A 13,970-nucleotide genomic window follows, 5' to 3' on the forward strand; every position below is an offset into this window, starting at 1 on the left:
AAAAGTTCATGAAATCAATGGAAACAACACAATTACTAGAACGATTAGATGCAAATGAGGACCTATATATTATTGATGTACGTGAAGAGGATGAAGTAGCACACGGCATGATTCCTGGTGCCAAGCACATTGCCCTTGGGACAATCCCGGAACGTTTAGAGGAATTAGACGTAGAAAAGCCATATATTGTTGTTTGTAAGGCTGGTGCTCGTTCTGCTAATGCATGTGCTTATTTAGAAGCGCAAGGATTTGATGTAACAAATCTTGAAGGCGGCATGCTAGCTTACGATGGGGAATTAGAATTTAAATAAATGACATAATGAAAAATAAAACCATCCATAGCATTTTTGTGAAGGGTGAAAATGGATTTCCGTTGCAGGCTACTTGCTTTCCTGTGGGCGAGCGCCGAGCCGCTTCCTCCGTGCAGAGGCTCGCCTGTCTCACTATCCCACGGGAGTCAAGTAGCCTTCCATTCCAATGCATAAAAATGGTACCTTTTTAGCAAAGGTATTCACTACTCTTTATGGAGGGGTGTTGTTACTTACCACTTCTTCACATTGAAAATAAAGGGCTATCCTTTCTCTCATCAGACAAATAATGGGCTATTTTGTTCACTACGGTTCGTATGAAAGAGAAGGAAAAGCCACTTTTACATATGGTTGATTGGAGTGGAGCCAGTGTCACTCCTAGGGGATTTAGCGTCACAGAGGGGACCTTGGAGCGAACGCAGTGAGTGAAGCGGCTCATCATCGGACGCCCCCTGAAAGGACGCTGGTGGAACGGAAATCAACCTCTCGCTTTTCAAAGTGGCTGTTTCTATCATTGACATCACCTTTTTTATATACTTATTTTCGGAGTGTGTTCATGATGAGGCTGAAATTTTTTTCAAAGTTAATATACGGATTCACATTTTTTTGCCCACGAACCTTTAAAGCATAACTGGAAAAATTTAAACCAGCACCATATATTTGTAAAGCACCATTCGCAAGATCCCCCTTTTGAAGAAGTTCAAGACCATCTTTTAAGAAATTTTCACTCTCATCGAAGTGACATTCCGTCATGTATTTATCCCCGCTATAATATAACTTCAAATTTTCGATGATTATATTCGCTGTTTCGTTACTTATACTAGCATCGACATTCATTAATAACTGATTGATTGGTTTCACTAACTGAGCGTAGTGACTATCATAATTTTCACAAGTCTCCGCAATGGCATTTCTCAATTCTCTTGCATTCATCCTAATTCCTCCTCAAAGAAAATTTATGACCTACCTTACATTATACATACTCGTAATATTATGAAGGGATTAGTGATCCCTTTCTTTATAAAACTTACTCTTTAATTTTCAGAAATATGTTACAATTAAGTAGGTGAAGGAGGGATTTTGTATGTTTCGTTCAATAGCACCCCCAACAATGTCTTTACAGTAGAATCTACTGTTTAGGCATACAATAACAGTTTGCTCATTTTCAATAGATTCTACTGTATAGGTTAATACTTTATACGTAGAAAGTAGGAATTTGTAATGAGCGGAAAATTAGCATTTGTATTATCCATGATTATTTTTGGAGCAGTTGGTGTTTTTGCCAAGTATATTCCGTTAACTTCAAGTGAAATCGCTTTTTGGATGAGTTTAATAGGTGCTTGTTTTTTAGAAGTGATTTTTATTTATAAAAAGGGGAATTTTTCGAAATTAGAGATTATAAAAAATAAGTGGAAATTAATACTTTCTAGTATCGCCTTGTGTGGGAACTGGATTTTTTTATTTCAGGCTTATAAAGCAACAACGATTGCCAATGCTGCATTGAGTTATTATTTTGCACCAGTACTCGTTATCTGCTTATCTCCAATTATTTTAAAAGAGAAGCTAGTTGGCAGAAAAATAATGTATGTCTGTGTGGCCCTTATCGGACTATATTTGATTGTCCAAAGTCAAGGCACTGGGGACAGTGAGCATTTTATAGGCATTGTCTACGGTCTTATCGCGGCATGCTTTTACACAGCGCTAACATTGACAAATAAATTTATATGCGGCTTAAAGGAACCAGAAAATACAATGATTCAACTTTCTTTAGCAGCATTTTTCCTTAGCTTCTATCTACTTGGAACTACAGGATTTCAGGTCATGAAAATCAGTTTTGAATCAGTCCTATTCTTAATTACATTAGGCATTGTCCATGCAGGGGTTGGATTTTTATTGTTCTTTTTAGGCATGTCACAGTTAAAAGGACAAAGTATAGCCATTCTTAGCTATATTGATCCACTGACATCATTAGTAATTTCCACGATGATTATAGGAGAAAAAATGGCGCTTCTACAAATAATAGGAGCGGTCCTATTATTAGGCTCAACATTGCTAAGCGAAATAGAAAAAGAATAGGTAACCGAAGAAATGGTACAAGGCGAGTATTCTAATATTGACAGAAAAAATACGCTGTCGTAGATTATAAATAGTTTAATAAAAGCATTAGGTGCCCAATAGGGAGAATAGGGAATAAAGTGAAAAACTTTAGCGGACCCGCCACTGTATAAGGGAGTGTCATCGTAAATGCCACTAGCGAATCGCTGGGAAGGCACGATGATATGTTGAACTTGAGCCAGGAGACCTGCCTACTTGCTTCGGAAGTATATAGATGATGGAAAAGTCTGTAGTTTATTTGTCATGACAATAAACTACAGACTTTTTATTTTGTCTTCATGTAGAACGAGAGGAGAAACAATAATGCAATTATTACAAGACACGATTCAAAATATCCAAGAGGCTGATATGAATAGTATGGACCAAGCTAGAAAGCGAATTGATGCGCTTTGTAAGCCCCCAGGTAGCTTGGGTAAACTAGAATCACTTGCCGTACAGCTTTCAGGCATAACAGGACAATTATATCCAATGGTCGATAAAAAAGTGATGATTGTCTGTGCAGCAGATCATGGCGTTTGTGAGGAAGGCATAACAACGAATCCACAAAATGTTACGGTCTTTCAAACATTAAATTTTCCTAAAGGAGGTACAGGCGTTTGTGCGATTGCGGGCATTACCAATGCAAAGGTAGTAACAGTAGATGTTGGGGTAAAAGAAGATATTCCGCTTGATGCAGGTGTCATCATTCATAAAATTAAGCATGGCACAGATAACATGGCACAGGGCCCTGCTATGTCAAGAGAAGAGGCTATTCAATCCATTGAAGTGGGGATTCATGTGGCAACAGATGAAATCACAAAAGGAGCCAACCTACTTGGAACAGGTGAAATGGGCATTGGTAATACAACGCCGAGCACTGCCATATTAGCTGCTTTGACTGGCTATGACCCTATTGAAATAACAGGGTTTGGCGCAGGAGTTGGTCAAGGAGGGATTGCTCATAAAGCAGCAGTAATTGAAAAAGCAATTACTCTCAACAAACCCAATCCTAACGATATCATTGATGTTCTAGCTAAAGTTGGAGGGCTAGAGATAGGGGCTATGGCTGGTATCATGCTGGCTGCCGCAAGTCACCGAAAACCTGTTATTATTGATGGTTTTATTTCGACTATTGCTGCGCTTATTGCTTATCAAATTGAACCGAAAGTAAAAGACTTTATCATACCTTCCCATGCTTCAGAGGAACCAGGGGCTAAAATTGCCGCATCATTACTTGGTGTAGAGCCAATGCTGCATATGAACATGCGATTAGGCGAAGGCTCTGGTGCTGCTCTAGCCTTTCCTCTTTTAGATGCTGCTTGTTCTATGATGAAAAATATGGTGACATTAGAAGAAGCCATGAATCTTTTGGCTAAATAGTTACTGAATAACAAATAAGCGCAAATAGTTAATGAACTCTTTGCGCTTATTCATTTTTTTATCAATTACAGTATCTATGCCCGATTCAACCTTCGCAAAGGCAAACGCCACTTCATCATATAGGAAAGAATGCGTAATGCTGTAATCACTGCAAATAATACATAAAGGAAAATGTCTCCAGTCAAAACTTCAAATCCGATAACAAGCCCTGCGAGAGCAGCCCAAACACCATAGACTTCATCACGGAGAACTAGTGGCTTCCGTCTAGCTAATAAATCTCGCACAATACCACCACCTGAACCTGTTAAAACAGCAGCTACAACGACTGCGCTAATTGGCATATCTAGCTTCACGGCATAGAGTGCACCTTGAATAGCGAACGCGGATAAGCCAATGGCATCTGTGAAGTTGCCCCAACGATGCCAATGCTGAATCAGATGATGCGGGAAAATAAAAAATATCGTAATCGCAGCTAGTGCAATTTGAAACATCATATCCTGTCCCCATAAGGTTGTGACAGGCAGCCCGATGAGTAAATTTCGAATAGCTCCTCCACCAAAAGCAGTGACAATACCGAGTATATATACACCGAATAAATCGTATTCTTCTTCCATGGCAATGATTGCCCCAGAAATAGCAAAGGCAATTGTTCCAATAATACTAAAAACCTCCCAAGCCATCCCTTTCACCCCTTCTATCAATAAATGAACTTCTTTTTTTAAAGTTAAAAGACTTTTTTTGACGTAACAGAATCTATGAATTTAATAGCCAAAATCAGTCATTACATACGCTTCTTGAAGTAAGTCCGCACATTAGCTTAGCGTAAAATTCGCTTAGAAACAATAGGCAAGTTTTGCAGGGGTTCATACAAATTGATAAGATGTTATTGAAATAAAGAAAAACATTCGTCAAAAGCGTTGATATACCAGTAGTTATTTAGGGAATTCTAGAATGAGTGAAGTCAATTTAGAGAGTCGATAGATCTTACTGATTGAAATGCGGGACAATTGTGAAATGGAGAAGAAAAGAATGACGTTTACATCTAATTTATCAGCACAAACGCTATCCTTAGCGTCAAAAATAGAGGAGCAAGTTCGACCCTATCATGCAAAGGTAGAAGAAATGGCGTTTTATAATCAACAGAAGGTGCTAGCAGCATTTCGCAAGCATCAAGTAAGTGACTATCATTTACATCCATCCAATGGCTATGGCTATGACGATGAGGGACGCGATAATTTAGAGCGTGTTTATGCGGAAGTTTTTGGGGCGGAGGCTGCCATTGTACGACCACAAATTATTTCAGGAACACATGCAATCACGCTTAGTCTATTCGGTGTCCTTCGTCCTGGTGATGAGCTGCTTTATATTTCTGGTCAGCCATATGATACATTGCAATCCATTGTTGATGGTGGTAACAAAGATACCGGTTCACTGAAAGATTATAAAATAGGCTATCGACATGTGGATTTAGTGGAAAATAAAGCAATTGATTGGGTAGGTGTAGAAGCAGCCATTACTACGCAAACAAAAATGATTGCCATTCAACGTTCGAAAGGCTATGCGACACGTCCATCCTTTACGATTGCAGAAATTGCTGATATGTGCGTAAAGGTGCGCAAATTAGCCCCACATGCCGTTATTTTTGTAGATAACTGCTATGGTGAGTTCGTAGAGGCGAAGGAACCTACAGAGGTTGGTGCTGATTTAATGGCAGGCTCACTCATTAAAAACCCTGGTGGAGGATTGGCGAAAATTGGTGGCTATATTGCTGGCCGTGCAGATTTAGTAGAGAAATGTGCGTATCGTATGACATCTCCAGGTATTGGGGCAGAGGCAGGGGCAACATTAAATACATTAGGAGATTTTTATCAAGGATTTTTCCTAGCCCCACATGTCGTATCACAAGCCTTAAAAGGTGCGATCTTTACAGCAGCTATGCTGGAGGAAATCGGAATGAGCACTTCTCCAAGCTATGATGCAAATCGTACGGATTTAATCCAATCCGTTTCCTTCCAAACTGCACAGCAGATGATTGCCTTCTGTCGTGAAATACAAGCCAATTCTCCAATAAATGCCCATTATGCTCCAGAACCAGCTTATATGCCTGGTTATGAAGATGATGTCATTATGGCTGCGGGAACATTTATTCAAGGCTCCAGCATTGAGCTGACAGCAGATGGTCCAATCCGTCCACCATATACAGCCTTTATCCAGGGTGGACTAACATATGAACATGTTAAATTTGCTATTTGTAGTGCTGTTCAAGCCATTCAAAAAAAGTAATATGAAAATAAATAAACCTTAAATTTGAATAGTTTTTTACAATTTTCTATCGGATTGAAAAAAATAACGCCTTACATGTTAGGAAACCTCACATGGTTGGTTGACAGTGAAAAAATTTCGTTATATGATAAGCGGGTATTGGAGGAGGACTTAAATGAGTCGTGAAATTAGACGAACTATGCCGTTATTATCAATGAGTATTGTGATGCAATTAACTGAACTCTCGGCACGACAAATTCGTTATTATGAAGAACACCATTTAATTGAGCCGCACCGAACAGAAGGCAATCGTCGAATGTTTTCATTAAATGACGTCGACACATTGCTTGAAATTAAAGACTACTTAGAGCAGGGTATGAATATGGCGAAGATTAAAAAATTATTTGCTAAAAAGAAAGATCCTGTTGCTACAGATGAACAAGATTTAAGTGATTCAGAATTACGCCAAATCATGCGCGAAGAAATGCGTCAAGCTCAGCGCATGCAAAAATCATCCATCCGACGAGGGGATTTATCTCGATTCTATTAATAAATAGGGTAGGGTAAACATAAAAGCTAGACAAATTATAGGAGTGTGGAAAACTGTGGGTAAATACACAAAAGAGGACATTAAACGTCTCATCGAAGAAAAAAACGTAAGCTTTATTCGTTTACAATTTACAGATATTCTTGGCACAATCAAAAATGTTGAGATTCCTGTAAGTCAATTAGACAAAGCATTAGAAAACAAAATGATGTTTGATGGCTCATCTATTGAAGGTTTCGTTCGAATCGAAGAATCTGATATGTATTTATATCCTGATCTTGATACTTTCGTAGTATTCCCTTGGACTTCTGAAAAAGGGAAAGTGGCACGTCTCATTTGTGACGTATACACTGCGAAAGGCGAACCATTTGCTGGTGACCCACGTAATAACCTAAAACGTATTCTTAAAAAAATGGAAGATATGGGCTTCTCAAGCTTCAATTTAGGGCCTGAGCCAGAATTCTTCTTATTCAAATTAGATGCAAAAGGCGAACCAACGTTAGAAGTAAATGACCATGGTGGTTACTTCGACTTAGCTCCAACAGATCTTGGTGAAAACTGCCGCCGTGATATCGTATTAGAGCTAGAAGAAATGGGCTTTGAAATTGAAGCATCTCACCATGAAGTAGCTCCAGGACAACACGAAATTGACTTTAAATATGCCGATGCTGTTACAGCTTGTGATAACATTCAAACTTTCAAATTAGTTGTTAAAACAATTGCACGTAAACATGGCTTGCACGCTACATTTATGCCAAAACCATTATTTGGTGAAGCAGGCTCTGGTATGCACTTTAACGTGTCACTATTTAAAGGTAAAGAAAATGCATTCTATGATGAAGCTACAGAATTAGGTCTTTCTGAAACAGCTATGCAATTCATGGCGGGTGTTCTTGCACATGTACAAGGTTTCACAGCTGTAACAAATCCAACAGTAAACTCTTATAAACGTCTAGTACCTGGTTATGAAGCACCATGTTATGTAGCATGGTCTGCGCAAAACCGTTCACCACTAATTCGTATCCCATCAGCACGTGGACTTTCAACTCGTGTAGAAGTACGTTCTGTGGACCCTTCAGCAAACCCATATTTAGCAATGGCTGTTATTTTAGAGGCAGGTCTTGAAGGTATTCGTCAAAACTTAACGCCACCAGCAGCTATTAATCGCAATATCTATGTGATGTCGGAAGAAGAGCGTCAAGCTAATGGTATTGAAAACTTACCAGCAGCACTTGATGATGCTTTAACATTACTTGCTAAAGATAAAGTAGCGCAAGCAGCTTTAGGTGAGCATATTTACGCAAACTTTAAAGAAGCAAAAGAAATCGAGTTCGATATGTACCGTACAACCGTTCATCAATGGGAACGCGATCAATATTTAAAAATGTACTAAGAATTAATAAAAATAAAAAAACGAGTGCCTCTTCACTTGGAAGGTACTCGTTTTTTTGTCTATAGTTCCAGAGCATGATAGGGCAGCATGGCACCCCATCGTTATTGTTAACGGCCCATATGTTTACGATGGTGTGGCATATGACAAGGGTTAGGTGGCATACCGCACATTGTATGTGTTTCACAGCATTCATTAACAACAGACTCTGTGCATGGGAAATAGTATTGATGATCAATCATATGTTTATTTACTGTTGTGACATGTGCTGGTTGTACATGTGGAACAACCGTATGGATATAATTTGTGCGAACATATTGCTCTGGTGGTAAAAATTGTGGTGGATCAAATTGCGTTGGCATTGTTTGTGGCGGACAGCAGTGTGGACCTTTTGCCGGATGGCGTCTTCGTTGAAACATGTTATTACCTCCTGTTTTGATAAGTTGTAGTTCATTATTAAGATATGAGATATACGTCGATAGGGTCTATTTATTTGCCTATTATTGAATAGGTAAATCTAACAAGTCGCTGAAATGGTAGAAAATCTATAGCTGGTTAGATACATATTGGGTGAAAGAAGCAGCTACTGAAAGCCTCTCCCAACATCAAAATGACATTGCTTAGAGCTATTGTTTTAAATAAATGCCATGAATTTTAGTCAATTATCTATTACACCTCAGCATCATTGCGACGAAATTTTCATAATAAATACAAAAATCCTACACCTTCTAAACTATATGGGAGGGAGCTGTAGGCTAATCAAGATAAAAAATTATTAAAAAAGTATGTTTTTTGAAAAAAAAGATATTGTCAATAAAACGGTCGTACAGTATACTCTTTAATTGATAATGAATATCATTATTGATTATATTTTAGGAGGAAATGTATGTCGAAATTATCACTACGCAATAAAAATGTTTCTATTCTTTTTGCGCTATTCTTAACATTCTCACTTTTATTGGTGGGATGTGGAGATAAAGCATCGAACGGTAGTAGTTCACAAGAAAATGACAAAGCAGAAGAAAGTAACACAGAAGAATCTTCTAGCCGTGAGATTACACATGCTATGGGCACTACCACAATTGAAGGTACACCTACAAAAATCGTTACGCTATACCAAGGGGCTACAGATGTAGCAGTAGCGATGGGCATTAAACCAGTGGGGGCAGTAGAATCTTGGGCTGAAGCACCTTTTTATAATTATTTGAAAAAAGATTTAGATGGCGTTGCGATTGTTGGACAAGAAACGCAACCTAATCTTGAAGAAATTGCAAAACTTAAACCAGATTTAATCATTGCATCGAAAGTGCGTCATGAGGAAATTTATGATCAGTTATCACAAATTGCACCGACAGTTGCTCATGAAACGGTTTTTGATTTCAAGGGAACAGCTGAAATGATGGGTCAAGCAATGGATCAGGAAGAAAAGGTGAAAGAGTTACTAGGAGATTGGGATACGCGAGTTGCTGATTTCCAAACAAAAATTCAAGAGAAGCTTGGCGATAAATGGCCATTCCATGTTTCAGTTGTTAACTTCAGAGCAGACCATGCACGTATTTATGTAACAGGATATGCAGGTTCTATATTGTCAGAGCTTGGCTTCCAAGGTCCTAAAAATTTAACAGATGACTCATTGGAAATCGTGAAGCTAACGGATAAAGAAAGTATTACACAAATGAATGCCGATGTAATTTATATGTTTATGGAAAATGATGACGCAGTCAAGAAAAATTATGAAGAGTGGACAAAACATCCGCTATGGAAAGAGCTTGATGCTGTGAAGGCAAATCAAGTTTATCAAGTAGATGAAATTAATTGGAATCTAGCTGGTGGACTTATTAGTGCTAATTTAATGCTAGACGATATTTATGACAAGTTTGAATTAGAAAAATAGTAAAAGAGACTAGGGCTGTTGAAAGTGTTATAGAATACTTGAATGACAGCCCTCTCATTATAGGGATTGGACATATTAGAAACCTACAATCCCTTTCATAAGATAAATTGTGGATCAAGAAAGTTGGCGTAAAATGAGAATTATTCTTTCCAGTACCTCGATGAAACAAGTAGGCTTATTCATCAGTTGTTTGATCCTTTTGCTGGCATTTTTAATCAGCATAGCTATTGGTCAAACGTCCATACCCTTCTCGTCAATCTATGATGCCATTTTTCATTTTGATGCTGCTAATAAGGAGCATGTTATTATTCGGACATCGAGATTTACAAGAGCTGTGATCGCTACAGTAGTTGGCGCAAGTCTTGCCATCGCGGGAGCATTAATGCGGGCATTAACAAGAAATCCTTTAGCAGCTCCTGATATTTTAGGGATTAATGCAGGGGCGATATTTTTTATTGTTAGTGCCATTACTCTTTTTTCCATCAATTCTTTAATGAGCTATATGTGGATTGCCTTTTTAGGTGCAGGTGCTGCGGGAGCTATGGTATTTTTCCTAGGGTCGTTAGGAAGAGATGGTTTAACACCGATTAAAATAGTATTAGCTGGTGCAGCGATTACAGCTCTATTTGTCTCGTTTACGCAAGGGCTTTTAGTGATTGATGAACAAGGCTTACAAAGTGTTCTTTTTTGGTTAGCGGGATCTGTATCAGGTCGTAGCATTGACATGCTTATACCAGTTTTACCGTTTATTTTAGTGGTCACAGTTGTGGCAATAGGTATGGGTCGTTCTATAAATATTTTACAATCAGGTGATGATATTGCAAAAGGCTTAGGACAACGAACAATGATTACGAAAATCACACTCGGTCTCATTATTATCATTCTTGCAGGTAGTTCAGTTGCTGTAGCAGGTTCAATTGGCTTTATTGGTTTGATTGTCCCTCATATTGCGATTCAGCTTGTTGGTACGGATTATCGTTGGATTATTCCGTACAGTGCAGTATTAGGAGCAATATTGCTGCTGTTAGCTGATATGGCTGCGAGATATGTGATCATGCCATTAGAAATGCCAATTGGTGTAATGACTGCCTTTATCGGAGCTCCTTTCTTTATTTATATTGCACGAAAGGGGTTAGCGAAAAATGTCTAATTATAGGACAGTTCGAACGAAATCTGAACGTATATCTTTTCAAATTGCCAAAAGAACTAGTTGGATTTTACTACTATTAAGCTTATTATTAGTCATCATAACAGTCCTTGGTTTATCTGCAGGTAGTGAATTTATCCATCCTATCACAGTGGTGAGGGAATTATTGGGCTATGGTAATGGAGAGTACGATTTTGTCTTACATACATTAAGGCTCCCACGTGTATTGATGGCATTATTAGTTGGTGCAGCGCTAGGAGTTGCTGGATTAATTTTACAAGGGATTATCCGTAATCCACTTGCTGCTCCAGATATTATCGGTGTAACGAGTGGTGCATCCATGGGGGCGATTATCTTTATCGTGTACTTTATGGGATCAGTCAGCATTCAATTTTTACCGTTAGCTGCTATTTTAGGTGCTGGCATTGTCTCCTTTATCATTTATCTACTGTCATGGAGAAAAGGCGTCACACCTATTCGTATGGTGCTTATTGGTATTGGGATTTCAGCGTTAGCAAAGGCCGTTGTGACGATGCTGCTTGTGATCAGTAATGTAGCTGCAACAACGAAGGCCTATTTATGGCTGACAGGTAGTTTGTATGGGGCTAATATGCAGGATGTCTATTTGCTTTTACCATGGGTTGCTCTGTTATTGCCACTAACGTTTATTTTGGCAAGAACAGTAAATGTGAAGGAATTAGGAGATGAAATTGCGATAGGGCTAGGGGTAAAGGTTCAAGTGTACCGTTTACTTTTTTTACTCATTAGTGTGATGCTAGCTGGCTCTGCGGTTGCATTTGCTGGTGGAATTGCCTTTGTTGGATTAGTAGCCCCTCATATGAGTAGAATGCTTGTAGGGCGTTCCTTTGCTGGATTGATACCTGTGACTGCTATAATCGGTGGGATGATTGTTATCGTAGCCGACATCGTAGCACGCACTGCTTTTTTACCAAAGGATTTACCAACAGGTGTCTTTACGGCTGCAATTGGGGCACCATTCTTTATTTATTTACTATTTAGAACGCGCAATCAATAAAGCTACAGGAAATAACAGTTAAAAGCGTGAGAAGAAGGTGACGGGATTTTGAAAAATGTTTTAGAAGCACAAGATTTACATGTAAGCTATGGTGAAAATCTTATTTTGGAGGATTTGAATCTTCAAATACCAAAAGGGAAAATAACAGTACTAGTAGGTGCTAATGGTTGTGGAAAATCAACGCTACTACGAACGTTTGCACGATTACAAAAACCAAAGTCGGGTGAAATTTTCTTAGAAGATGATTCACTAGATACGATTTCAACGAAAGAGGTGGCTAAACGGTTAGCCATTCTCCCACAGGGACCTGTTGCGCCAGAAGGGCTAACCGTTCAACAATTGGTAAAACAAGGTCGTTATCCACATCAGAGTTGGTTAAAGCAATGGTCTACTGAAGATGAAAAAATTGTGAACAATGCGCTTGAGGTAACGCAGATGACAGAATTTGCAGATCGCCCAGTAGATGCATTATCAGGTGGTCAGCGTCAACGTGTATGGATAGCCATGACATTGGCTCAAAAAACAGATCTTATCTTACTAGATGAACCTACAACTTATTTAGATATGGCCCATCAAGTAGAAATTTTAGATTTACTATTTGATTTAAATGAAAATGAAGGGCGTACAGTCGTGATGGTCTTGCACGATTTAAACTTAGCCTGCCGCTATGCCCATCACATTGTAGCTGTGCGAAATAAACAGGTGTATGCGCAAGGTAAGCCAGAGGAAGTGGTAACACCTGAGCTTGTACAAGCTGTCTTCCGTATGGACTGTACGATTATGAGAGACCCTCTATTTGGTACGCCTTTATGTGTTCCACATGGCAAGGGACGAACAGTTCAGGTGGAGAAATTAGAGGAGGTAGGGTCAGTTGAGCTTACAACTGTCAGCTGAAGAAAAAGCAGTACTATTACGTGATTATCGATTGACAATTGAGCCAGCGGTAGATGCTGCTTACTCTCTACTAGCCCAAAATTTATTAGACACTGAACAAGCTTTAGCCTATTTACAAAAAATCGCACCTTTCTTTCATTCCACATCTACATTAGTTACAGCATCGTTATTTGCAAAGCGTTATAGCGTCTTAACGATGGCTTCAACATTCTATGCCATGTCAAGATATGATAAGGGGCTATATGTTGGTATTGAGAATATCTGGGTGGAAGCAGAAGATCATGCGAAACCATGGCTTCCAAACATTCGCTTAATCGATGACTCAGTGTCAGTGCCAACACAAGATCGTGAAGCATGGCGTGATGAGGTTCTCCAAGGAATCTTTGCAGGTAATCTAGCGAAAGTGTGGCAGTCATTAACAAAAAAAAGTAAAATCCCAAAAGCGATTTTATGGGAAAATACAGCTATTTATGTCAATTGGCTATATGAAACAAAAATAAGCGAAGGGGCCAGTGAGCAAGAAAAAGCTCGTATACAAGAAGACTATCACTATATTGTCAATCAAGCGCCAGGTTCTCTTTTTGGCGAAAGGAAAAATCCTTTGACAAATTATTGTGGTCCCAAAGTGACAATCAAGGAATCAGAGCAACCAATACGCTTGAGAAAAACATGTTGTTTCTATTATCACACCTCTGATGAAGCAAATGACTTTTGTATCTCTTGTCCCAAAATCAAAAGACTTGGCTAACCTCATGAAGCATTGACAATTCCACAAAGTGAATAAACAGTCGTGGGGTTTATTCACTTTCATGTTGGTGAAAAAAGATGATGTCAATAGCAGAAAAAGAACCTTTGGCAAGGTGAGCGAGTGATTTCCGTTCCGCCAGCGTCCTTTCCAGGGGGCGTCCGATGAGCCGCTTCACTCACTGCGTTTCGCTCTAGGGTCTTATCTGTGACGCTGGCTCCCCTCCAATCAACCATGTGCAAAAGTGTCTTTTCCCTCTATCTTTCATACTAG

14 protein-coding genes and 1 riboswitch are annotated in these 13,970 nt (G+C 39.0%); of the genes, 11 read left to right on the forward strand and 3 right to left on the reverse strand.

Annotation, left to right across the window (positions count from 1 at the left end; genetic code table 11):
* Nucleotides 1-8: 8 nt before the first annotated feature.
* Nucleotides 9-311 carry a rhodanese-like domain-containing protein gene (locus MHI22_RS22110; protein ID WP_036124673.1) on the forward strand — a complete coding sequence of 101 codons (303 nt, stop codon included), beginning with the start codon at nt 9-11 and terminating at the stop codon, nt 309-311.
* Nucleotides 312-845: 534 nt separating this feature from the next.
* On the opposite strand, the gene MHI22_RS22115 is transcribed toward MHI22_RS22110, so the two are convergent.
* Nucleotides 846-1,241, reverse strand: a complete 396-nt coding sequence (locus MHI22_RS22115) for a hypothetical protein (RefSeq protein ID WP_036128186.1) — start codon at nt 1,239-1,241, stop codon at nt 846-848.
* A gap of 288 nt (nt 1,242-1,529) precedes the next feature.
* On the opposite strand from MHI22_RS22115, the gene MHI22_RS22120 reads away from it, so the two are divergent.
* Together MHI22_RS22120 and cobT are read left to right on the forward strand one after the other, a co-directional pair.
* Nucleotides 1,530-2,384, forward strand: a complete 855-nt coding sequence (locus MHI22_RS22120; protein ID WP_340812658.1) for a DMT family transporter — start codon at nt 1,530-1,532, stop codon at nt 2,382-2,384.
* Between the two features lie 72 nt (nt 2,385-2,456).
* A riboswitch (cobalamin riboswitch) is annotated at nt 2,457-2,632 on the forward strand.
* 94 nt (nt 2,633-2,726) lie between these two features.
* Nucleotides 2,727-3,782, forward strand: a complete 1,056-nt coding sequence (gene cobT / locus MHI22_RS22125; protein WP_036128181.1) for a nicotinate-nucleotide--dimethylbenzimidazole phosphoribosyltransferase — start codon at nt 2,727-2,729, stop codon at nt 3,780-3,782.
* Between the two features lie 74 nt (nt 3,783-3,856).
* Here the strand turns inward: cobT and MHI22_RS22130 are convergent, their stop codons facing one another.
* Entirely contained in the window at nt 3,857-4,462 is a 606-nt protein-coding gene (locus MHI22_RS22130; protein WP_036128179.1) for a trimeric intracellular cation channel family protein, read from the reverse strand.
* Between the two features lie 349 nt (nt 4,463-4,811).
* Here MHI22_RS22130 and MHI22_RS22135 point away from each other — a divergent pair, with 349 nt between their 5' ends.
* The 3 genes from MHI22_RS22135 to glnA all read left to right on the forward strand — a co-directional run bounded on the left by MHI22_RS22135 (nt 4,812) and on the right by glnA (nt 7,984).
* Nucleotides 4,812-6,065, forward strand: a complete 1,254-nt coding sequence (locus MHI22_RS22135) for a methionine gamma-lyase family protein (RefSeq protein WP_340812728.1) — start codon at nt 4,812-4,814, stop codon at nt 6,063-6,065.
* Between the two features lie 154 nt (nt 6,066-6,219).
* Nucleotides 6,220-6,594, forward strand: coding sequence for a MerR family transcriptional regulator (locus MHI22_RS22140; RefSeq protein ID WP_036128174.1), 375 nt, complete (start codon nt 6,220-6,222; stop codon nt 6,592-6,594).
* A gap of 55 nt (nt 6,595-6,649) precedes the next feature.
* A complete protein-coding gene (gene glnA / locus MHI22_RS22145; protein WP_036128172.1) occupies nt 6,650-7,984 on the forward strand; it encodes a type I glutamate--ammonia ligase in 1,335 nt (444 codons plus the stop codon).
* 107 nt (nt 7,985-8,091) lie between these two features.
* Here glnA and MHI22_RS22150 read toward each other — a convergent pair whose 3' ends face one another.
* Nucleotides 8,092-8,400: a CotD family spore coat protein gene (locus tag MHI22_RS22150; RefSeq protein ID WP_036128170.1), complete on the reverse strand. Its 309-nt coding sequence runs from the start codon at nt 8,398-8,400 to the stop codon at nt 8,092-8,094.
* 467 nt (nt 8,401-8,867) lie between these two features.
* On the opposite strand from MHI22_RS22150, the gene MHI22_RS22155 reads away from it, so the two are divergent.
* The 5 genes from MHI22_RS22155 (at nt 8,868) to MHI22_RS22175 (ending at nt 13,700) form a co-directional block, all read left to right on the forward strand.
* A complete protein-coding gene (locus MHI22_RS22155) occupies nt 8,868-9,875 on the forward strand; it encodes an ABC transporter substrate-binding protein (protein ID WP_036128169.1) in 1,008 nt (335 codons plus the stop codon).
* Between the two features lie 133 nt (nt 9,876-10,008).
* Nucleotides 10,009-11,025, forward strand: coding sequence for a FecCD family ABC transporter permease (locus tag MHI22_RS22160; RefSeq protein ID WP_036128167.1), 1,017 nt, complete (start codon nt 10,009-10,011; stop codon nt 11,023-11,025).
* Nucleotides 11,018-12,058 (forward strand): FecCD family ABC transporter permease, encoded by a 1,041-nt coding sequence (locus tag MHI22_RS22165; RefSeq protein WP_271912550.1) that lies wholly within the window; start codon nt 11,018-11,020, stop codon nt 12,056-12,058. The genes MHI22_RS22160 and MHI22_RS22165 overlap by 8 nt, the downstream gene beginning before the upstream one ends.
* A 48-nt stretch (nt 12,059-12,106) precedes the next feature.
* The gene (locus MHI22_RS22170) at nt 12,107-12,952 is read left to right on the forward strand and encodes an ABC transporter ATP-binding protein (protein ID WP_058843946.1); all 846 of its coding nucleotides are present in this window, start codon (nt 12,107-12,109) and stop codon (nt 12,950-12,952) included.
* On the forward strand, nt 12,930-13,700 hold the full coding sequence (locus MHI22_RS22175; protein ID WP_340812659.1) for an IucA/IucC family C-terminal-domain containing protein: 771 nt from the start codon (nt 12,930-12,932) through the stop codon (nt 13,698-13,700). The genes MHI22_RS22170 and MHI22_RS22175 overlap by 23 nt, the downstream gene beginning before the upstream one ends.
* Nucleotides 13,701-13,970 lie beyond the last annotated feature (270 nt).

It is taken from the genome of Lysinibacillus sp. FSL L8-0312, from assembly GCF_038003285.1.
Taxonomy (GTDB): domain Bacteria; phylum Bacillota; class Bacilli; order Bacillales_A; family Planococcaceae; genus Lysinibacillus; species Lysinibacillus fusiformis_D.